24 protein-coding genes are annotated in these 22,394 nt (G+C 32.4%); 10 read left to right on the top strand and 14 right to left on the bottom strand.

Annotated features, from left to right (window positions below; genetic code table 11):
- Nucleotides 1-9 precede the first annotated feature (9 nt).
- Nucleotides 10-948: a citrulline utilization hydrolase CtlX gene (ctlX, locus tag V8G56_RS05165; protein ID WP_395437366.1), complete on the top strand. Its 939-nt coding sequence runs from the start codon at nt 10-12 to the stop codon at nt 946-948.
- Between the two features lie 10 nt (nt 949-958).
- Here the strand turns inward: ctlX and V8G56_RS05170 are convergent, their stop codons facing one another.
- Complete coding sequence (locus V8G56_RS05170; protein ID WP_395437367.1) at nt 959-3,010, bottom strand: tetratricopeptide repeat-containing sensor histidine kinase; 2,052 nt, start codon at nt 3,008-3,010, stop codon at nt 959-961.
- Nucleotides 3,011-3,404: 394 nt separating this feature from the next.
- Here V8G56_RS05170 and argS point away from each other — a divergent pair, with 394 nt between their 5' ends.
- A complete protein-coding gene (gene argS / locus V8G56_RS05175) occupies nt 3,405-5,183 on the top strand; it encodes an arginine--tRNA ligase (RefSeq protein WP_395437368.1) in 1,779 nt (592 codons plus the stop codon).
- Here argS and V8G56_RS05180 read toward each other — a convergent pair whose 3' ends face one another.
- From V8G56_RS05180 to V8G56_RS05230, 11 genes are all read right to left on the bottom strand, one after another.
- Entirely contained in the window at nt 5,184-5,636 is a 453-nt protein-coding gene (locus V8G56_RS05180; RefSeq protein ID WP_395437369.1) for a tRNA (cytidine(34)-2'-O)-methyltransferase, read from the bottom strand.
- A complete protein-coding gene (locus V8G56_RS05185) occupies nt 5,626-5,850 on the bottom strand; it encodes a hypothetical protein (protein WP_395437370.1) in 225 nt (74 codons plus the stop codon). Before V8G56_RS05185 ends, V8G56_RS05180 begins: the two co-directional genes overlap by 11 nt.
- 13 nt (nt 5,851-5,863) lie before the next feature.
- The gene (locus tag V8G56_RS05190) at nt 5,864-7,384 is read right to left on the bottom strand and encodes a carbon-nitrogen hydrolase family protein (protein WP_395437371.1); all 1,521 of its coding nucleotides are present in this window, start codon (nt 7,382-7,384) and stop codon (nt 5,864-5,866) included.
- Between the two features lie 115 nt (nt 7,385-7,499).
- Nucleotides 7,500-8,231, bottom strand: a complete 732-nt coding sequence (locus V8G56_RS05195; protein WP_395437372.1) for an SIMPL domain-containing protein — start codon at nt 8,229-8,231, stop codon at nt 7,500-7,502.
- Nucleotides 8,232-8,260: 29 nt separating this feature from the next.
- On the bottom strand, nt 8,261-9,022 hold the full coding sequence (gene trpA / locus V8G56_RS05200) for a tryptophan synthase subunit alpha (protein WP_395437373.1): 762 nt from the start codon (nt 9,020-9,022) through the stop codon (nt 8,261-8,263).
- 11 nt (nt 9,023-9,033) lie between these two features.
- Complete coding sequence (gene trpB, locus V8G56_RS05205; protein WP_395437374.1) at nt 9,034-10,215, bottom strand: tryptophan synthase subunit beta; 1,182 nt, start codon at nt 10,213-10,215, stop codon at nt 9,034-9,036.
- Nucleotides 10,212-10,826: a phosphoribosylanthranilate isomerase gene (locus tag V8G56_RS05210; RefSeq protein WP_395437375.1), complete on the bottom strand. Its 615-nt coding sequence runs from the start codon at nt 10,824-10,826 to the stop codon at nt 10,212-10,214. Before V8G56_RS05210 ends, trpB begins: the two co-directional genes overlap by 4 nt.
- Entirely contained in the window at nt 10,823-11,608 is a 786-nt protein-coding gene (gene trpC, locus V8G56_RS05215; protein WP_395437376.1) for an indole-3-glycerol phosphate synthase TrpC, read from the bottom strand. The genes V8G56_RS05210 and trpC overlap by 4 nt, the downstream gene beginning before the upstream one ends.
- Nucleotide 11,609: 1 nt before the next feature.
- Nucleotides 11,610-12,602, bottom strand: coding sequence for an anthranilate phosphoribosyltransferase (trpD, locus tag V8G56_RS05220; RefSeq protein WP_395437377.1), 993 nt, complete (start codon nt 12,600-12,602; stop codon nt 11,610-11,612).
- 3 nt (nt 12,603-12,605) lie between these two features.
- Nucleotides 12,606-13,172: an anthranilate synthase component II gene (locus V8G56_RS05225; protein WP_395437378.1), complete on the bottom strand. Its 567-nt coding sequence runs from the start codon at nt 13,170-13,172 to the stop codon at nt 12,606-12,608.
- A gap of 1 nt (nt 13,173) precedes the next feature.
- The gene (locus tag V8G56_RS05230; RefSeq protein WP_395437379.1) at nt 13,174-14,577 is read right to left on the bottom strand and encodes an anthranilate synthase component I family protein; all 1,404 of its coding nucleotides are present in this window, start codon (nt 14,575-14,577) and stop codon (nt 13,174-13,176) included.
- Between the two features lie 257 nt (nt 14,578-14,834).
- Between V8G56_RS05230 and V8G56_RS05235 the strand changes: the two genes are divergently transcribed.
- The 8 genes from V8G56_RS05235 (at nt 14,835) to V8G56_RS05270 (ending at nt 19,950) form a co-directional block, all read left to right on the top strand.
- On the top strand, nt 14,835-15,380 hold the full coding sequence (locus V8G56_RS05235; RefSeq protein WP_395437380.1) for a TlpA disulfide reductase family protein: 546 nt from the start codon (nt 14,835-14,837) through the stop codon (nt 15,378-15,380).
- Between the two features lie 6 nt (nt 15,381-15,386).
- Nucleotides 15,387-16,001 (top strand): thioredoxin family protein, encoded by a 615-nt coding sequence (locus V8G56_RS05240; protein WP_395437381.1) that lies wholly within the window; start codon nt 15,387-15,389, stop codon nt 15,999-16,001.
- Nucleotides 16,002-16,089: 88 nt separating this feature from the next.
- Entirely contained in the window at nt 16,090-16,398 is a 309-nt protein-coding gene (locus tag V8G56_RS05245; protein ID WP_395437382.1) for a rhodanese-like domain-containing protein, read from the top strand.
- An 11-nt stretch (nt 16,399-16,409) separates the two neighbouring features.
- Complete coding sequence (locus V8G56_RS05250; protein WP_395437383.1) at nt 16,410-16,802, top strand: rhodanese-like domain-containing protein; 393 nt, start codon at nt 16,410-16,412, stop codon at nt 16,800-16,802.
- 250 nt (nt 16,803-17,052) lie between these two features.
- A complete protein-coding gene (locus tag V8G56_RS05255; RefSeq protein ID WP_395437384.1) occupies nt 17,053-17,823 on the top strand; it encodes a hypothetical protein in 771 nt (256 codons plus the stop codon).
- A gap of 257 nt (nt 17,824-18,080) precedes the next feature.
- The gene (locus V8G56_RS05260; RefSeq protein WP_395437385.1) at nt 18,081-18,365 is read left to right on the top strand and encodes a hypothetical protein; all 285 of its coding nucleotides are present in this window, start codon (nt 18,081-18,083) and stop codon (nt 18,363-18,365) included.
- A 128-nt stretch (nt 18,366-18,493) separates the two neighbouring features.
- Complete coding sequence (locus V8G56_RS05265; protein WP_395437386.1) at nt 18,494-19,039, top strand: hypothetical protein; 546 nt, start codon at nt 18,494-18,496, stop codon at nt 19,037-19,039.
- Nucleotides 19,040-19,203: 164 nt separating this feature from the next.
- Nucleotides 19,204-19,950, top strand: coding sequence for a GW dipeptide domain-containing protein (locus V8G56_RS05270; RefSeq protein ID WP_395437387.1), 747 nt, complete (start codon nt 19,204-19,206; stop codon nt 19,948-19,950).
- A 28-nt stretch (nt 19,951-19,978) separates the two neighbouring features.
- Here V8G56_RS05270 and V8G56_RS05275 read toward each other — a convergent pair whose 3' ends face one another.
- A complete protein-coding gene (locus tag V8G56_RS05275) occupies nt 19,979-20,347 on the bottom strand; it encodes a DMT family protein (RefSeq protein ID WP_395437388.1) in 369 nt (122 codons plus the stop codon).
- A 567-nt stretch (nt 20,348-20,914) separates the two neighbouring features.
- Nucleotides 20,915-22,297 carry a tryptophanase gene (locus V8G56_RS05280; protein WP_395437389.1) on the bottom strand — a complete coding sequence of 461 codons (1,383 nt, stop codon included), beginning with the start codon at nt 22,295-22,297 and terminating at the stop codon, nt 20,915-20,917.
- Nucleotides 22,298-22,394: the final 97 nt, after the last annotated feature.

Consider the following 22,394-nt stretch of genomic DNA (forward strand, 5'->3'; position numbering starts at 1 on the left):
TTAACTCTAATGCAACAAACTACAAATACTATTTTAATGATTCGTCCAATTAATTTTAGGATGAATGAACAAACCGCTGTAAACAATTATTACCAAAAGGTTTTGGATAATTTATTGCCTGAAACGGTTAATAAAAAAGCACAGCAGGAATTTGATACCTTAGTTGAAAAACTTCAAAATGTTGGTGTCAATGTCATTGTTATTGATGATAGTAAGGCGTTTGATACTCCAGATTCTATTTTTCCAAATAACTGGATTTCTTTTCACCAAAATGGTAATGTAGGATTGTATCCTATGTTTGCAGAAAACAGACGTTTAGAACGACGGGAAGATATTTTAGAAACACTTGAGTCAAAAGGTTATGTCATCAATAACATTGTTGATTACACCAGTGCAGAAGAAGAAGGTGTGTTTCTTGAAGGTACCGGAAGTTTATTGTTAGACAGAGTTCATGGGAAAGCCTATTGTGCTCTTTCTCCCAGAGCTGATGAAGACTTGTTTATTGAGTTTTGTGAAGATTTTGAATTTACACCTGTTATATTTAATGCCAATCAAACGGTTGATGGTGTGCGTAAAGCCATTTATCATACCAATGTAATGATGTGTCTGGGTGAAACTTTTGCGGTGATTTGCCTATCTAGTATTGATGATATACAAGAGCGCAAAAATGTGGTTCAGCATTTAAAAGAAGATGGTAAAGAAGTTATAGATATTACGGAAGAACAGGTTAATAATTTTGCTGGTAATATGCTTCAGGTAAAAGGAACAAATGGTGACTTGTATTTAGTTATGAGTCAATCAGCTTTTAACTCACTTACCAGTTCTCAAATTGAGAAGCTTAAAAGGCATAATAAGGCTATTGTATCAAGTTCTTTAGATACTATTGAAGCTTGTGGTGGCGGAAGTGCGCGTTGTATGATGGCTGAAGTGTTTTTGCCTAAAACCTAATCCCTTTGATCTATTTAGATTTAGGAAGCTGTACATAAAATGTGCTTCCTACATTTAAATTACTTTCAACCCAAATTTTGCCATTGTTTAATTCTACCAATTCTTTACAAATAGAAAGACCTAACCCGGTTCCCTTTTCATTATTGGTTCCTATGGTGGTGAAAGAGTTGCTTTTAAAAAGTTTTTCCATATTCTCCTTAGAAATCCCAACACCAGTATCTGCGATACTAATTATGCAACTACCATTGCTTATATGGTTTGAAATGGTTATAGAATCACCTTTATTACAGAATTTTACAGCATTGGCCAGTAAATTTTGTATTACTATCTCAATCATACTTCTATCAGCATACACAAAGTCGCGCAAGGAATGGTCAATCAAATCAATGCCTTTACTATCTAAACGTTGCTCAATTAATTTTGCTTTATCTTCAAAGACTTCTTGAACATCAAATAATGTAGGTTTAGGTTCTAGTGAATGCATTTGAGATTTTGACCAGTTAAGTAAATTAAAAAGTAATAAAGAGGCATTGTTAGCATTTTCACTTAATTCCGGAATTAAATTGTCAAACTCTTCTCTAGATAAGGATCCTTCTTTTAATAAATCTATAAAGCCGTTAATTGAGGAGAGTGAATCTTTCAAATCATGTGAAATGATTGAAAACAACTTGTCTTTTACGTTATTTACATTTTCAAGATGTTTGGTTTGCTCTTGAAAGGCCTTGTTTTGTAGTTCAATTTTAATATTTTTCTCTTCTAATTCTTGGGTATACTTGATACTGTTATTTCGTTTTAAATAAATTAAAATTAAGAAGGTTGACACAATGGCTAAGGCACCTAATAAAGCATAAAAAATAAGCTGAAAACGATTAATTTCATTATCCTTTTCAGCCATTGAAGTGTATTGTAAATCTTTTGATTTTTCATTTGACAAACTCAGGTCAAAGTCAGGACTTAGTTCAAGTGAGGCATCTGTGAGGGTGTCTTTAATAATACTTTTCTTTTCTAGGATTTGTTTTAGGTCATAATATTCTCGTTGCCAAATGTAAGCTCCAAAAAAATCTTTTTTGGTTGAGTCTAAATCTTTCATCAGTTTATAAAACTTGAGTAATTCCTGATTATTATTAATAGACTTAGCAAGTGATCCCGCTTCAAGCAGTTGCACTTCAGCAAGTTTCGTCTTTTTTAGGTTAAGATTTAATTCTCCAAGGTTATTTAATGCAATGGTTAGTCCCGTTTTGTTTTTTATTTTTCTATTTAAATTTAAGCCTTCAAGTAAATAGGCAGTGGCCTTGTCAAAATCATTAAATTTTAAATATTCGCCACCTAATTTAGGAAGTATACTTCCCTTAATGGAATCATTGGAATCACCAACTTGTTTTAAAACGGTTTCGTAATATTCAATAGATTTTCTATACTCCTGTTTGGCAGAATATAACTCAGCCAAGCGACTGTTCGATTCAATGATGGCATCATTTTGTTTTAGCTCTTTTTGCAGTTGTAAAGCTTTAACATAAAATTCAATGGCTTTTTCCTGGGCATTAATATTAAAATAAGCTTTTGCTAAATTATTATAAGCCAATGAGAGCTCTGGTTTAAGGTTTCTTTTTTCAAGTTCGTTAATGGCCGATAGAGAATACTGTAATCCTTTTGAATAGTTGCCTCTTTTTATTTCAATTAAACCTATACTGTTATTAACTTTTGCAATTCCTAAGGTGTCTTTTAAATTACCAAATAACGCTTTTGATTTAGCATAACCAGTCACTGCATTTATGTAATCATTTTTACTGGCGTAAATTAAAGATTTAAAATAAGTGATTTCAGCAATACCATAGGTGTAATTCATGGCGTTTGACAATTTTTCACTTTCATAAATATATTTTAACGCTTTATCATAATCTTTAATTTCATAAAGGCGTTTAATAAGTTTTAAGGAGGTGTCTACTTTTAAGGTGTCAGATTCCTCAAAAGCTAATTGTATGTATAAACTGTCTATCTCTTTAGTTTGAGAGAAACTAGAGTAAACAAAAAATAATAGAAAAAGAGTAATTATTTTCCTCATACAATATTTAACATACAACCATCAATATTATAATCATACAATGTTTCTTGTTGAGGGAATTAAGACTACGCTATATAGTTGTATTATGTTAGTTAATTTATATTCATCTCAATTTAATCAGAGAGCAATAGCAATACCTTAACAAAAGTTGTAAAAAGCCTGTTAAAAATCTAATTTCTGCGTTTTTCTACCAATAAATTAGATTAAATGACTTTGAAAATTTTGCAAAAAACCGACGAATAGTTGAACGGCAAAAAACTCGGAAAAACGACACGCCTTCAATTATAATCATGTTGAAATTTTCACAATATTTTCACTTTTTTATTAAACCTTTTTATACAATCAAACTTTAATAAATGTTTTATCTTTGTTTTCTTATAAAAAACATGAGTTAATGAGCCTTCAAGAGACTTTATCAATAAAAATTAAACAAGCCTTACTGACAAGATACAATACAGCAATAGATGACATTGAATTTCAATCGACTAGGAAGGATTTTACAGGGGATATTACCGTGGTTATTTTTCCAATGCTGCGCTTTATTAAAGGCAATCCTGTACAAATTGGAACTGATATTGGAAATTATTTAGTTGATAATGTTAAAGAGGTTAAAGCTTTTAATGTTGTTAAAGGTTTTTTAAACATTGAAATTATAGATGCTTATTATGTTCATTTTTTTAATGAGATAAATGCTAATCAACAGTATGGTTATATCAATGTAAAACCAAATTCAAAAGCAATCATGGTGGAATATTCTTCGCCAAACACTAACAAACCACTGCATTTAGGACATATTAGAAATAATTTATTAGGCTATAGTGTTGCTGAAATTTTGAAGGCTTCAGGGAAGAAAGTTTACAAAACACAAATCATTAACGACAGGGGGATTCATATTTGTAAAAGTATGTTAGCCTGGAAGCGATTTGGAAATGGGGAAACGCCTGAAAGTGCCGGGTTGAAAGGCGATAAATTAGTAGGAAACTATTACGTTAAGTTTGACCAGGAATATAAAAAGGAGATTGGTAATTTAATTCAAGAAGGGAAATCTGAAGAAGTTGCTAAAAAGGAGGCTCCTATTTTATTGGAAGCACAAAATATGCTTTTAAAATGGGAAGCAGGAGATGAAGAAACAGTGAATTTATGGAAAACTATGAACCAATGGGTTTATGAGGGTTTTGATATCACTTATAAAAATTTAGGAGTTGATTTTGACACCCTTTATTATGAAAGTAACACCTACTTATTGGGAAAGGAATTTGTTGCTCAAGGTTTAAGATCGGGGGTCTTTACAAAAGAAGATGATGGGTCAGTCTGGTGTGATTTAACGCAAGATGGATTGGATAAAAAAATTGTGCAACGTGGTGATGGAACGGCGGTCTATATGACTCAAGATATTGGAACAGCGATACAGCGAATTAAAGATTATCCTGATGTTGGTGGCATGGTTTATACCGTCGGTAACGAGCAGGATTATCATTTTAAGGTCTTGTTTTTAATCTTGAAAAAGTTGGGGTTTGAATGGGCCGAAAACTTATATCATCTAAGCTATGGTATGGTTGATCTACCTTCTGGAAAAATGAAGAGTAGAGAAGGAACTGTTGTGGATGCCGATGATTTAATTGAAGAAATGGCAACTACGGCTGGAGAAATTTCAGAAGAACTTGGTAAACTTGAGGGGTATTCGGATGAAGAAAAGCAGGAACTATATAAAACTATTGGCTTGGGTGCTTTGAAATATTATATCTTAAAAGTAGATCCTAAAAAACGCATTTTATTTGATCCTAAGGAGTCTATTGATTTTCAGGGAAATACAGGTCCTTTTATTCAATATACCTATGCCAGAATACAATCTATAATAAGAAAAGCAGATTTTGATTATTCAGTGGTGTTAACGGACATTGAATTGCATGAAAAGGAAAAGGAATTATTAAAACAATTACAACTATTTCCAGAGGTTATTCAAAATGCTGCAGAAACCCATAGTCCGGCGTTAATAGCCAATTATACTTATGACTTGGTTAAGGAATTTAATTCATTTTACCAGAATGTGTCTATTTTGGGGGCAGACTATTTAAATAAAAAGATTTTTAGAGTTCAACTTTCAAAAAAGGTGGCATTAACTATAAAAAATGCCTTTAAGTTATTAGGTATTGAAGTGCCTGAACGTATGTAATTATCTTAAATGTTTTAAACCTTCATAAACTACAATACCAACCGCATTTGCAAGGTTTAGACTTCTAACATGTTCACTATATAAAGGGATTTTAAATAATGAGTCAGCGTTAGTTTCTAAAATCGATTTTGGTAATCCCACGGATTCTTTTCCAAACACAAGAAACATATTATCTTTAAAAGGAATATCCCAGTGTGATTTGTTGCCATGACTTGATAAAAAGACTAAGTCGGCAGTTTTGTTTATTTCTAAAAAAGAAGCAATATCATCATAATAAATTATCTCAAGATGTTGCCAGTAATCTAATCCGGCTCTTTTAAGTCTGGTGTCATCAATTTCAAACCCAAAAGGTTTTACTAAATGTAAAGTTGAACCTGTTGCCAAAGCTAATCTTCCAATGTTACCCGTATTATTAGGAATCTCAGGTTCAATTAAAACGATATTAATTGGCATTTTTTCTCAAAAATTTCAAAATAATAAATCTGATTAAAAGTATAAAAGGAAATCCATGAAGTACTAAATCAAACCAATCCATTAATTGCATTCCTTTTGCTCCGCCTAATACCCAACGTAATTTGCCCAGTACATGAGGTTCAGGAAAGTATGGTGCCAGTCCTAAGGTTAAACATAGTAATAAAATAAGTTTCCAGTTGTTAAAGGCTGACATACATATATTAATTTTATTTTTTCCTTAATTCAAAAAGATCTAAACGTCTATCTTTTAAATTTCTTACGCTACCAAATTGATTGAGCTCTCTAAGCAAATCAATATCCACATCAGCAATTAAAATCATTTCAGAGTTTTGAGTCGCCTCCGCTTTTACACCGTTTGTTGGAAAGGCAAAGTCACAAGGTGTAAACACCATAGATTGTGCAAACTGAATGTCCATATTTTGAACTTTAGGCAAGTTACCAACACTACCGGCTATTGCTACATAACATTCGTTCTCAATGGCTCTTGCCTGAGCGCAATGCCGTACACGTGAAAATCCGTTTTGTGTATCAGTTAAAAACGGGACAAATAAAATATCCATGCCTTCATCAGCTAATATTCTGCTTAATTCAGGGAATTCAACATCATAACAAATTAAAATACCTATTTTACCACAATCTGTGTCAAATGCAATCACTTGATTGCCTCCAACCATCCCCCAAACCTTCGCTTCATCTGGAGTAACATGTAGTTTTTCATAACGTTCCATCGTGCCATCACGTCTGCATAAATATCCGGCATTATGAAGTTTTCCATCAACCATTTCTGGCATACTTCCAGTAATGATATTGATATTATAGGAAATGGCTAATTTTGAAAAGCGTTGTACCATTTCAGAGGTGTGTTTGGCCAGTTCTCTAATAGCTTCCGGTGTAGACAAGTGATTATTTTCTGCCATCAGAGGCGCATTGAAAAATTCAGGAAATAAAGCAAAATCACTTCTGTAACCAGAGACGGCGTCTATAAAAAATTCAGCTTGCTCCATCACATCATCTAAACTTTTATAAGGGCGCATTTGCCATTGCACCAATCCTAAACGTACTATTTTTTTTATGGTAGTCGCTAATTTATTTTTCTTTTCATAATAAATGTTGTCCCATTCAAGTAATACGGCATATTCATGCGAAGAAGCATCTCCTTCAAGGTAATTGGTTAAAATACGCGCCGGATGAAAATCGTTTGAAATTTGAAAATTTAAAACGGGATCGTGAATTTCTTTTCTTCTTACTTTATCAATATATTCTTTTGGACTGAGCGTATCAGCATATTTATGATAGTTGGGGATACGCCCACCGAATGCTAAACCTTTTAAATTTAATCGTTCACATAAATCTTTTCTGTAGTCGTATAAACGGCGGCCTAAACGTAAACCTCTAAACTCTGGTTTTATGAACACATCAATTCCATAAATAATATCTCCATCATTGGTATGCGTGCTGAAAGTATAATTACCAGTAATTTGCTCGTATGTATGATTGTGATCAAATTTATCGTAATCCACAATAATGCTTAATGCACAGCCTGCAATTTGATTATTCACTTTTATGACCGCTTGCCCTTCTGGAAATTTATGAATTAATGTTCTGATTTGTTCTTCTTTCCAGATAGAATCAGGCATGGTAGTATATGACTCAATCATGGCTTGTTTTAACTCCTGATAGTCCTTTAGGTTTAAATAGGCTAACTCAATATTCTCAATATCTTCCATAGGTTGATCATTATATGTTTTCTGCTGATATCTCAATTAAAAAAAGTTAAGAGAATAGCAAGTTTTATGTTTAATATAGTTTTAAATTAGATCGCGAAAGTACATATTTTATAAATTATTTTATAAGATATGTAAGTTTCATTGTAATAGAAGCTGTTTTCTCTTTTGAAGAGGTGTTATAAGCACCACCCCAGGAATAGTCTTCATTTGAATTTTGGCCTGTTATTTGAAAAATACCCATTTGTGCCAAAGAAAGATTTCCAAGTTGTGCACCCGAATTTTCAGAAATGCTTTTGGCTCTAAGCAAGGCATTTTCAGTTGCCCGTGATACCATTTCAATTTTTAAATCTTCAAGTTTCGTGTAATAATATCTGGGAGACATAGAATATAACTGAATGCCTTTATTTAATAATTCTGTAACTTCTCTGGAGATTTTTTCAACTTTTTCAACTTCTTTAGAATTAATCTGAACCGTTTGACTCAAAATATACCCTATAAATTCTTGACCTAAATATTTCCCGTCGGTTGAATAGTTTTGCTTCATATTTTTTTCGGTGTTAACCGCATTAAATATGATGACGCTATCACTTAAGCCCTTTGAATTAAGGTACTCAGCGATGGTTTCTTTATCCGTTTTCAAATCGGAATATGCTTGTTTTAAATCTTTGTTAACTTGAGAAAATCGGGCCTCCCAAACAATAAGATCAGAAGTAAAGTTAGTTTCACCTAAACCAGTCACTGAAATAGTTCCCACTTTTTTATTTCTATTAATGACAGCATTTCCTAGAATAATTGAAGCAGCTACAATAGATATAGCAAAAACGATGGCGTTCAGATTTTTTTTCATGAGGGTAAAGGATTAATTATAATATTTATTTATCTAATAGATTTAATGAATTTGTCAATCTCGCTTACAGAATGATTAGTTAGGAATTTTATAAATGCACTTCCAATAATGGCCCCTTTTGCATATTTAGTTGCTTGATTAAAAGAGGCATTATTATTAATTCCAAAACCAACAATTTGCGGGTTTTTTAAATTCATATTAGATATACGCTCAAAATAATGTTTTTGGTTGTCACCAAAACCAGATTGACTTCCGGTAACACTGGAGCTACTTACCATATAAATAAACCCATTTGATATAGAATCTATAAAATGAATACGCTCGTTGGATGTTTGTGGCGTTATTAAAAATACATTAATCAGGCCGTATTTTTCAAAGGTTTCTTGATAGTCTTCTTTATAGACATCAACCGGTAAGTCTGGGATTATTAAGCCATCAATGCCTAGTTCATGGCATTTTTTACAAAAGGCTTCTACACCATATTGCAACATAGGGTTGAAATAACCCATAATAATGAGCGGAATTTCAACAGTTTTTCTAATATTCTTTAACTGATTAAAAAGTATTTCTGTAGTCATACCATTTTTAAGAGCCTGTGTAGAACTGGCTTGAATGGTCGGGCCATCTGCTAGGGGATCGCTAAAAGGCAAGCCGATTTCAATCATATCAACTCCATTTGCTTCTAAATTCTGAATGATGGCTGACGTATCATTTAAACTGGGATATCCTGCAGTGAAATATATAGAAAGCAGTTTTTTATTTTCCTGTAATTTTTGTTTAATCCTGTTCATTTAAAACTAAATTATAATTTAAAATAATCTATATAGGTGTTTAAATCTTTATCTCCACGTCCGGATAAACTAACCACAACAACATCGTCTTTTTTGAACTTTTTATATTCAAAAATGGCTAGCGCATGTGCAGTTTCAATAGCAGGAATGATGCCTTCTAACTGACATAATTCTAATCCGGCTTTCATAGCATCTGCATCTGTAATAGACATAAATTTGGCGCGCCCAGTTCTAGACAAATGAGCATGCATTGGGCCAACACCTGGATAATCTAATCCCGCCGAAATGGAGTAGGGCTCCGTAATTTGACCGTCTTTAGTTTGCATCAATAAGGTTTTACAGCCATGAATAATGCCCTCTTTACCTAATACAGAAGTCGCGGCACTTTCACCGGAATCAATTCCCAATCCGGCGGCTTCAACGGCTATAATTTGAACGTCCTCCTCATGAAGAAAATGATAATAAGTTCCTGCAGCGTTGCTGCCGCCGCCTATGCATGCTACCACATAATCTGGATTTTCTCGACCCAATTGTTCTTTTAATTGCCATTTAATCTCTTCTGAAATTACTGATTGAAACCTAGTTACCATATCCGGATACGGATGAGGTCCTATGGCAGAACCAATAATATAATGAGTATCAACCGGATTGTTAATCCAATCACGTATAGCCTCATTAGTGGCATCTTTTAAAGTACGGCTTCCTGACAATGCAGGGACTACTTTTGCTCCAAGCATTTTCATTCTGGCTACATTAGGAGCTTGTCTGGCAATATCTATTTCACCCATATACACAATACATTCCAATCCCATGAGGGCGCAAACAGTTGCAGTAGCAACGCCATGCTGACCCGCTCCGGTTTCAGCAATTATTCTGTGTTTACCCAAACGTTTTGCAACTAAAATCTGTCCAATGGTATTGTTTATTTTATGCGCACCCGTATGATTGAGGTCTTCACGCTTTAAATATATATTGGTGTTATATTTTTCTGAAAGGCGTTTGGCTAAATAAAGAGGAGAGGGCCTGCCAACGTAATCTTTTAAAAGCTGGTCAAATTCTTTTTTAAAGGTAGGCTCCGCCATTATTTTAAGATAGTTTTGACGTAATTCCTCTACATTTGGATAGAGCATTTCTGGGATGTATGCCCCACCAAACTCACCGTAATATCCTTTTTCATTTACATTATAGCTCATAGTTGAGATTTAAATTCTTTTAGTTTTTCAATTTTTTTTAGTCCAGGTTCTATTTCAAATTGACTATTCACATCAATAGAAAAACAGTATTTTGATGCGTCACTTTTTAGAAATGCTTTAATATTTTCAATTTCATCAAGCCCTATACCACCGCTTAAAAAATAAGGTTTGGTATAAGGATAGTTTTTTAAAATATTCCAATCAAAAGTATAGCCATTGCCACCGGGTAATTTTCCTTTGGTGTCAAACAAATAATAATCACACACCAACTCAAAAGGTTTTAAGTCATCAAAATTAAACTGATCTTTTATTGAGAAAACCTTTATGATTTCTAGGTTTTGAGATTTGAGATTTTTACAATATTCAGGAGATTCAGCACCATGAAGCTGAACCGCATTTAATTTATGTTTTTTAATGGTTTTAATGACCTCCTGTAATTCAGCATCAACAAATACACCGACTTTTTTTATTGTTTGTGAAATTTCAGGAATATCACCTTGAAAATATCTTATAGATTTATCATAAAAAATAAAGCCAAGATAATCTGGTTGCAAAGCGGCCACCATTTTAATGTTATCTTGATATTTCATCCCACAAACCTTTAGTTTCATTGGGTTAGGTCTTTAATGAATTGTTCAGCACTTTGGCCGGCATTATCTGTTTTCATAAAATTTTCACCAATAAGAAACCCTTGATAACCATAAGGCTTCAATTCCTTAATAGCTTGAATATGGCTGATGCCACTTTCAGAAACTTTTACAAATTCGTTTGGAATAAACGTGCTTAAATTTTTACTAACTTCTAAACTGACTTCAAATGTTTTTAAGTTTCTATTATTAACTCCAAGCATATCTAAACTAGGCATGAGCGATTTATGCAACTCCTCTTTATTATGAACTTCCAATAAAACATCAAGATGTAAACTTTTAGCTAATTCAGAAAATTGTTTTATTTCTTCTCTGGTTAAAATGGCAGCAATTAATAAAATAACATCGGCTCCATGGGCTTTTGCTTCAAGAATCTGATATTCATTAATGATAAATTCTTTACGTAATAATGGCAAATTACAACTTGCTCTGGCTATTAATAAATCATCCAACGAGCCCCCAAAATATTTACTATCTGTTAATACAGACATGCCACAAACTCCTGCTTCTTCATAGCCTTTAGCAACATCAAATACGTTTAAATTTTGATTGATAACAGATTTTGAAGGCGATCGGCGTTTATGTTCAGCAATGATTCCTGAATCACTGTGTCTTAAATTAGCTGCTAAGGAAATGGTATTTCTATGAAACAGTACAGAAGCTTCCAATTGTTTTATTGGAATAAGCGATTTTCTCAAATCAACTTCTGTTCGTTTATCATTTACTATGTTATCTAAAATAGTCATGCTATTTGCTTAATTCTTGAATGATTTGTAATGCTTTTAGTCCTTTACCCGAAAGCAATGATTCCTTCGCTAATTCAAAACCTTTTTTATGTTCGATATGATTGGTGGTAGCAATAGCTAAACCGGCATTTGCACAAACCACATTATTTTGAGCCTCTGTTCCTTTACCATTAATAACATTCATAAAGATTTTAGCGGCATCTTCAACGGTACTTCCTCCAAAAATAGCTTCTTGTTTAATTTGCGAAACACCCAAATCTTCAGGTGAAAACATAGTTTCAGATTGATTGGAAATCACTTTGGTTTTTCCAGTTAAAGAGATTTCGTCATAGCCATCTAAGGCATGAACTATGGAATAATTTTTATCTGTATTTTGATATAAATAACCATAAAGGCGAAGCAATTCTAAATTAAAAACACCTACCATCTGGTTTTTTGGAAAGGAAGGGTTTACCATTGGGCCCAGCATATTAAAAAAGGTTTTTACACCTAATTCACGTCTAATAGGACCTACGTTTTTCATGGCCGGATGAAATAATGGTGCGTGCAGCACACAAATTCCAGCTTTATCGATAGAGCGTTTTAAGAAAGCTTCATCATTTGAAAACTTGATGCCTAAATATTCCATAACATTGGAAGAACCACAGGCCGATGAAACACCATAATTTCCATGCTTAGCTACTTTCACACCAGCTCCTGCGGTGACAAAAGAAGCTAAGGTAGAAATATTAAAGGTGTCTTTTCCGTCGCCACCTGTTCCACATAAATCAATGGCATTAAATTCTTTTAAATCTATAGGAATACACAAGTCTAAAAGGGCATCTCTAAAACCTCTTAATTCATCTAGTGTAATATTTCGCATCATATAAACCGTCAAAAAGGAAGCGATCTGACTCTGGTTATACATGCCATTTGAAATATTAACTAAGGCCTGCTTAGCTTCTTCGCTTGAAATGCTTTCATGATTTATAAGTCTGTTTAATAAGTGCTTCATAGCTTAAGAATGTATCCAGTTTTTTAGAATTTGTTTACCATGCGGTGTTAAAACTGACTCCGGATGATATTGTACACCTTTTACATCATACACTTTATGACGTAAAGACATGATTTGACCATTTTCATCAACTGAAGTTGCTTCTAAAACATTAGGTAAATTTGGATTGACCACCCAGGAATGATAACGACCAACTTCAATTTCTTTTCCTAACCCCTTAAACAATGGTTCATCTTCAACGGTTATGGATACTTTAGTAGCCACGCCATGATACACATTATCTAAGTTAATAAGTGTGCCACCAAAAACTTCCCCAATGGCTTGTTGTCCTAAACAAACGCCTAAAATACTTTTCGTGGGTGCAAACCTTTCAATAATGGGTTTTAATAAGCCTGCTTCATCAGGGATTCCCGGACCAGGAGATAGCACAATTTTGTCAAAAGGCTCCACGTCATCTAATGTTAGTTTGTCATTTCTAACTACGGTCACTTCACAATCTAAATCTTCTAAATAATGAACCAGATTATAGGTAAAACTATCATAATTGTCTATCACTAATACTTTCGTCATATCAAATATTTTCTGCTAATTCAATAGCTTTTGTTAGGGCTCCTAATTTATTATATACTTCTTGTAATTCAGTTTCCGGAATCGATTTAGATACAATACCAGCACCTGCTTGCCAATGTAATTTGTGATTCTTGCTTAAGAAGGTTCTAATCATGATGGCATGATTAAAATTACCGTCAAAATCCATAAAACCGATGGCGCCCCCATAAAAGGAACGGCTTGTTTTTTCATATTGTTCAATGAGCTGCATGGCTCTGTGTTTTGGCGCGCCACTAAGAGTGCCTGCCGGAAATGTATCGGCAACTACTTGCATGGTTGAAACCTTTTTGTGCTTTTGTCCAGTTACTTTGCTGACTAAATGTATGACATGAGAAAAAAACTGGACTTCCCTATAGGTGTCAACCACTACTTGACTCCCATTTCTGCTTAAATCATTTCTTGCCAAATCTACCAGCATCACATGTTCGGCATTTTCTTTATCATCAATCTTTAATTGTTTTGCTAATTCAGCATCTTGCAAATCATTTCCTGTGCGTTTAAAAGTTCCGGCAATGGGGTGAATTTCTGCTTTGCCGTCATTTACTATGAGTTGCGCTTCTGGTGAACTTCCAAAAATTTTAAAATTTCCATAATCAAAATAAAACAAATAAGGAGACGGATTGATACTTCTTAAGGCACGATAGACATTAAATTCATCACCTTTAAATTCTTGTCTAAAACTTTTTGATAAAACCAACTGAAATACATCACCACGGCCACAATGTTTTTTGGCTAACTCAACATGATGTTTGTATTCATCATCTGTTAAGTTGGATTCAATTTGCCCTTTTGAAGAAAAGTCATAGGAGGCAAAGTTTCTTGCCTTTATGAGTTGAAATATATCCTCAATATTACTTTCATTTTCATAACAATGGGCAAATATATAAGCTTCGTTTTTATGATGATTAATAGCTATAATATTTTGATAAACAGCATAGTAAATATCAGGAATGTTTACCGAATGATCTTTTTTTGAAATATTTATATCTTCAAAATATCTAACGGCATCATAAGCTATATAGCCAAAAATGCCGTTATTAATGAACTTAAATGCTGTTTCTGAAGTTACCTCAAAACGTTTGGTGAATTGATGTATTTGTTCGGTAACATCTGCTGTTTTAGAAATAGGAGAACTTGTTGAACTGGCATCAGGAAATGTTTGAATGATAGTTTCATTTTCTACTTTTATAGAAGCTATTGGATTAAAACAGATATAAGAAAAACTATTGTCATTAGCATGGTAATCGCTACTCTCAAGCAAAATGCTGTTAGGATAGTTGTCCCTTATTTTTAAATATATACTAACAGGTGTAATAGTGTCTGCCAGAATTTTTTTGTAATGGGTAAATAAGTTAAATGTTTTCATTTTTATACATTAAAAAAGGCTTGTCGTGAATGACAAGCCTTTTTGATATTTCTATTTTTAAATATACTAAGCGACTACTTCACGAAATTAATTTTCTGAAAGCACCACCACCAAGTATTATTTAAAATTGTATTCATATTTGTTATTTCGGTCAAATATAGAAATGAAAATATAATTACGCAATAGTTTCATTAATTTTTAATTAAAAATATGTTAAACGTCCTTTGAATGCCGAAGTAATATTTAAATTTATGACTATGAAATATACTTGGATTATACTTTTTGCTTTCTTTTTCACTTCTTGTAAAGAAAATAAACCATCAATTAATACAGAACAAGAAAAGGCTTCTGAAGTAAAAAATGACACTATAAAAACAGGAAATATTGATCTTGAAATATATGATTTTAATGGTTTTAAAAAATATTTAAACCAGAAAGATGATAAAGTATATATTGTCAATTTTTGGGCTACTTGGTGCGCGCCTTGTGTAAAAGAGTTACCGTTTTTTGAAAAGATAAATAAGGAATACCGTGATAAAAATGTAGAGGTTATTTTGGTGAGTTTAGATTTTCCACATTTGTATGAGTCGAAACTAAAACCATTTATAGTTGAACATCAGATCAAATCCAAAGTGATCGCGTTGGATGATGTTGATATGAACACCTGGATACCGTTGGTTAATCCAGATTGGTCAGGTTCCATACCTGCAACCATCATTTATAAAAATGATAACTCCAAGTTTTTTGAACAATCGTTTACTTATAAAACATTAGAAAATGAAATACTTAAATTTTTAAAATAAAGACTTATGAAAACACCAGTAATATTATCAATCATGATGATTTCATTTATTAGCGATTTTACAAACAATAATGCCGTTATTGATTCAGGTTACCAAATAGGCGATGTGGTGTCTGATTTTGAATTAAAAAATGTGGATGGTAAAATGATTTCGCTTTCAGATTATAATGAAGCAAAAGGCTTTATTATTACGTTTACCTGTAATACCTGTCCTTTTGCAGTAGCTTATGAAGATAGAATCATAGCACTTGATAAAAAGTATGCCTCAAAAGGATATCCGGTAATCGCTATTAATCCTAACAATCCACTTGTTCAACCAGGTGATAGTTTTAAGGCTATGCAACAAAGAGCGATAGAAAAAGGGTTTACATTTCCTTATTTAGTAGATGAGGGTCAGAAAGTATATCCAAAATATGGTGCAACCAAAACACCGCACATGTATGTTTTGCACAAAACTAAAAAAGGAATTGTTGTGAAGTATATTGGAGCCATTGATGATAATTATCAGGATGCCTCTGCTGTTAAAACAAAGTATGTTGAAAATGCTGTTGATGCCTTATTAATGGGAGAAGAGATTAAGCAGACAGAAACGAAAGCCATTGGTTGTACTATTAAAGTATAATGACAAATAAGCACTATTGAATCCAAAATAAATTTTTCTATTAAAAGTTATGTAGATATGTTATTTTTGTCCCTTATTATTTTTTAAAATGGAAGAACTAACACAAGATGAATGGGCTGAGCAGCTTGAAAATGATGATAAAGCTGTTATAATTGATGTAAGAACAGATAACGAAGTAGCTGCTGGAATAATTCCAAATGCCATTCATATTGATTTTTATAGAGGACATGATTTTATAGCCGAAATTCAAAAGCTCGATAAAGATAAAAACTATTATGTATATTGTAGATCTGGAAATAGAAGCGGACAGGCCTGCAAAATTATGGATCAATTAGGTTTTAAAAATGCTTACAACCTTATTGGTGGTATCATGCAATGGCAAGGTGAAATCGAATAATTATTATAAAAATGAAAAAGTTATTAATTGTTTTTGGCTTAATTTTTTTCTTCGTAATTGGTTGTAAAGGCCAGTTAGAATCAGGTATAAAAGATATTTCTGTTGAAGAAATGCAATCTTTGTTAAAAATTGATGATGTACAGTTGGTAGATGTTAGGACCCCTGAAGAATTTAAAGCAGGTTATATCGCTAATGCTCAAAACATAGATTATTATTCTCCTACTATTGATGAAGATATTCTTAAACTTGACAAGAATAAGCCTGTGATTGTATATTGTCGCAGTGGTAAAAGGAGCAGGGACTGCTCTGAAAAACTATTAGAGGCAGGTTTTCAAAAAATATACAACTTAGAAGGTGGTATTATCCAGTGGGAACATGAAGGCAAAGAAATAACTAACAAATAAAAAAAACCTCTCAATTTTGAGAGGTTTTTTTTGCTCAGCAGTTTTATTTTTGAGTCAAAATATTAATAAAATAATTCATTTTTAACAGTATATAAAAAATTTCTTATATTTGATTTACTCCAAATGATGACCCTTTATCTTAAATGATCAAATAGTATTGTCATTTATTATATAGCTATTATTTATAATTTTTTTCACACAGACCATATAATAATTATATGGCTAATTAACCAACCAAATAATTTTAATTATGATTAAAAAATCAATTTCATTAATGTGTATGGTTGCCATTGTATTTGGCTCCATGTTTACAGTAAAAGCCCAAGATGAATCTAAGGATTACAAAATGTGGGAAGATATTATGTTAACTCCAGACAATACAAAACTGAAGGTTTTACAAGAAAATATGAGAAAGCATAATATGACTTATCACAAAGCAGGACCATCTAAGGCCACTGTTTATAATATTAGCTCCGGACCAAATGCTGGAAATATTATTTGGGAAATGGGACCCATGATGTATAAGCATAATGATTCACGTCCGGGAGAAGGTGCTCATGATGCCGATTGGAGAGATAATGTGATGCCTTATATAAAAAAGATTCAAACAATTGAATATTGGACTGCTGATAAAAAATTAAATAATACGGATATGTTGGATGATGATAATTCTAAATATCCAATAGCTTTTGTAAGATATTTTGAAGTTGTTGACGGACCAGCACCTGGAGTCAATGAATTCTTTGAAAGAGTAAGTAAAACAGTTAAGGCATTAGATGGTGTAAACCCTTGGGGCGTATATTACAATGAGTTCAGACAAGGAAATCTTGGTCGTCATATTGCAACGTTTAGTTTTAGTCCAAACTGGGCCGATTTTGATAGAGATGTCAACTGGGTAGAAACCTTTAATAAAGTTAATGGCGAAAATTCTTGGCAAAATCAACAAGATTTATTCAATATCACTTTTAAAAATTCATGGGATGAAATTTGGGTATATAATGCTCAAATGAGCGGTCAATAATTCTGTACTCAGGGTCATATAATAAACCTACACTAATAAATTAAAAACCTCCATTTTGTCATGAAATGGGGGTTTTTATTGTTATAAACTTATTTTTAACTACTTTTTAAGTCCTTCAACTATTAATTTTTATTCAAAACATCTATTTATATACTTTTATAATAAATTAATTATTCTTAGTTATCAGTTTTTATTTTAGGAATATGTAATTTTAAAGTAGCTTTTTTATTAATTAATTATTTTAATCCCTTACCCTCATGGAAAATGGTTACGTTATTTTAGGTATTGTTGCCTTATTATTTATCAGTATGTATGGTTATGCTTATGCTTCTGTTGCTTTAGAAAAAATTCAAGAAAAAAAAGCTCTTAAAATGGAACTTAAAAAGGAACAATTGAGACTTGAAGAGAAAGCTATCAAGCAGAAAGCCAGAGATGAAAAGATGAGTCAGTTAAATAAGCGAAGTGAAGAAATAAGACTTGAGCTTGAAAACCTTGAACAAAAGAAAAAGGAAAAAGAAGTGAAAAGGCTTAAAATAAGCTAAAATCATTTCAGCATTCTTTTAATTAAACAACATTAACTGAGCTGATATTGTTGATTTCCAGTTCTTTCTAATAAATTTGAGCATATTTTACTTAACTTTAAACGAAATAACAAACTAAAATCAACATTATGAAACAAATTATTTTCATTTTATTCTGCGCAACTATTCTTATAGGTTGCCAACAAAAACCTGACAATTCCGCTCAGGAAGCGTTTGAAAAAAATTCACAAACCGTTTTAGCTAACCTTGAAGGGTGGCAAAATGAAAACATTGATTATTCAATGTATTCCAAAGATTTTATCATGTTAGAAACTGGTGTAGGAGCAGAGAAAGATTCCTTAACATTAGATGAGGTTATAGCGAATGATAAGAGAATGTGGGAGTATTATGATTTTAAACTACTTACCAGTCCTCCGGTTTTACTACCAGGGGTTAATCCAGATACTAAAAAACCAGATGGTTCAGTAAGACATTATAGTACATGGGAAATCACACTTCCTGCTACAGATTCAACTGAGGCCAAATCCGGTCAATTAAAACTTTATGAATCTTTTGATTTTGATGCTGATGGTAAAATATTATACCAACAAGTTTATGGTGATTTTGGTGGATTAATGATGAAATTGCATCATATTGATGAAGACAAGGGTGACATGGCAGAAATGGAAGAATAATTAAAATATCTTTTAAAGAAAAATTTAAAACCTAACTGTAAAAATACAGTTAGGTTTTTTTGTGATTTAACATGATATCTGTCACAAAATATTTAATTAATTATAGGTAATATTGCTTTATAATTTAAACATCATATTTTTCTAATCATAATAAATATCACAGCATGAAATATTTCAGAGTTACTTTTGTTCTTACTGTTTTTTTGTTTTTCTCGTGTAAAGACCAATACAAAACAATTCCTTCAGAAGTTATAAATAATAATGTAGAAAACACAAATCAAGTAGTGAACCCTGAATCTTCTAAATTACATACCGTAGTGGTAAATGAGATTCTTCCTACTTCAAATTACACCTATCTAAATGTCACAGAAGGAGAGAAAGTCTTTTGGATTGCTGTAAGTAGCACAGATGCGAAAATAGGAGACACTTATTTTTACGTTGGGGGTCTTTTGAAAAATAATTTTGAAAGTAAAGCATTAAATAAAGTGTTTGATGAATTGTATTTGGTTGGGAATTTAGTTTCTTCAAATCATGGTGAGCAATCTGGTGACATAACGGCTAATAATTCAACACCTAAAGAGTTGGCAGCTAAATCTGAGAAAATAAATATAACAAGACAAAAAGGATCGATTAAAATTTCTGAAATTGTAAATAACCCAAAAAAATATGAAGGACAAACCGTTCAGATTGATGGTGAATGCACAAAAATCAATCTTGGAATCATGGGCAAGAACTGGATTCATTTGAAAGATGGAAGTCAAGATGCTTATGATCTAGTCATCACTTCAGATGAAATGGTGGATGTTGGTTCTGTAGTGACCCTCAGAGCAGAGGTGGTTTTAGATAAAGACTTTGGTGCTGGTTATAAGTATGATTTGATATTAGAAAATGGTGTGATAGTAAAAAAATAGTAAATTTTTATAGGTTTATTACCAGGGTTTATTTTTTAAACATAAAATACACTGCTAAAATCAATAGGATAAAAGCTATGACATGATTAAATCTAAAGGTTTCTGTTTTGAACACTACCAAAGTAAAAACAGCAAAAACTAAAAGGGTAATCACTTCTTGAATAACCTTAAGCTGAATTAAAGTAAAAGGACCCCCATTATTTTTGAACCCTATTTTGTTGGCGGGTACTTGAAACATGTATTCAAACAAGGCAATACCCCAGCTAATTAGAATTATTGAAATAAGGCCTAATTTGCTGGACCACTTCCATTCCGAAAATTTTAAATGGCCATACCAGGCTATGACCATAAAAGTATTGCTTAATACAAGAAGACAAATGGTCAAAATGGCTTTCATAGAATGGTGTCCTTAATTTTCGATAAATATAATTTGAAATAGAATAGAATACAATGGCATTCCATATTTTATGAAGAAGATAAAATATGAAATAGAAAAAGGAAACACATCGTAATGCCTTTCCTTTTTCTTCCATAATATCAGGTTTTGTTGATTTTAAGATACCTCAATATTACAATGCAAATTAACAAAAAAAGAGTTGATTAAAACATGACTTTTGTCATGGAAAAATAAATTAAAAATGGATAATTTAAACGATTAATTAAACGTTTTTAAAAGAAATAATATGGATAGTGTTTTTCTAAATAAATTAAATACTCTTAAGAAATCGGATGATTTTAAAAAAGTAGCTAATGATGTTAACAATCCTTATTCTTTGTATTGCAACCAATATATAAGGGCCAGCGAAGAACAAAAAAAATGGATGGACAAAAACTCTGATTATATTCTAAACAAAATTAAAACCTTAGAAAAAAAATATCAGTAAAATTATAAATTATTTTACTCATTAAAATCCATTATTTAATTTACTTAAATGAAGGATTTTTTTTATTAGGTGAGCATAAATTAATCTGTTATTTTTTCCAGTTTTACAGTAAAGTGTCTCATAATGGGCGCTTCTTCAATGATTCTATAACCTCTTTTTGCTTCGCTTCGAGTTGCATAAATCTCTTTAATTACCGAGGCAATATATTTCATATGGTTTAAAGAATAGGTTCTGCGAGGAATTGCCAAACGAACCAATTCTAATTCCGGATATCTGTTTTTATGAGTAAAAGGATCTCTGTCTGCCAGTATGGTGCCAATCTCAACACCTCTAATGCCCCCAACAATATAAAGTTCTATGGCTAAAGCTTGTGCTCTAAATTCATCTCTTGGTATGGTTGGTACAAATTTGTTGGCATCTAAAAATATAGCGTGACCCCCAAAAGGTTGTTGAACTGGGACTCCAAATTCCACTAATTGGGTTCCTAAATAGGCCACTTGTTTTATTCTGGTTTCCAGATAATCAAATTCTGTAGCTTCATCTAAACCTACTGCCAGGGCTCCCATATCTCTTCCGTTTAATCCACCATAGGTGATAAAGCCTTCAAACATGATATTATAAACCGTCGCTTTTTTGTAAACCTCTTCATCATTAAGCGCAATAAATCCGCCCATATTTACCAGACCATCTTTTTTTGCGCTCATGGTCATACCATCGGCATATGAGAAGAATTCTTTGACAATTTCCTTAATAGTGGCCTCTTTATAGCGGTCTTCCCTTATTTTAATAAAGTACGCATTTTCAGCAAACCGTGCCGCATCAATGATTAATGGAATGTGATATTTTTTGCAAATTTTAGAAACCTCTTTTATGTTTTGCATGGAAACGGGTTGCCCGCCTGCCGAGTTGCAGGTTACCGTAACAATAACAAAAGGAATGTTATTCTTTGGATTGTTTTTTAAGGCCGTTTCTAATTTTTCAATATTCACGTTGCCTTTAAAAGGATGATATACGGTGGTATTGAAAGCTTCATCAATAGTGCAGTCTAAGGTTGACGCTTTTCTGAATTCAATATGGCCTTTGGTAGTATCAAAATGGGAGTTGCCAGGAATCACATCCCCTTCTTTTACCAAAACTGAAAATAAGACATTTTCAGCTGCTCTTCCTTGATGGGTTGGTAAAAAATAGTCGAATCCGGTGATACGTTTTACAGTCTCTTTTAATTTTAAAAAGGATTGCGATCCGGCATAACTTTCATCACCAACCATCATTTCTGCCCATTGCTTATCGCTCATGGCACCGGTTCCAGAATCGGTTAACAGATCAATAAATACTTTTTCTGAAGTTAAGTTGAATAAATTATAATCAGCTTCCTTGATCCATTGTTTGCGTTCTTCAATAGTTGAGGGTTTTATATATTCAACCATTTTGGTTTTATAGGGTTCAGCGTATGGAAGATTCATAATTTTTTAGTTTAATGCAAAATTACCAATCATAAACTGTTGGCATATGACAAAAGTCAGTAACCTCTTTATTAAGTCTGTATGAGTACTTAATACA

Source organism: Gaetbulibacter aquiaggeris, assembly GCF_044003965.1.
GTDB classification, from domain to species: Bacteria; Bacteroidota; Bacteroidia; order Flavobacteriales; family Flavobacteriaceae; genus Yeosuana; species Yeosuana aquiaggeris.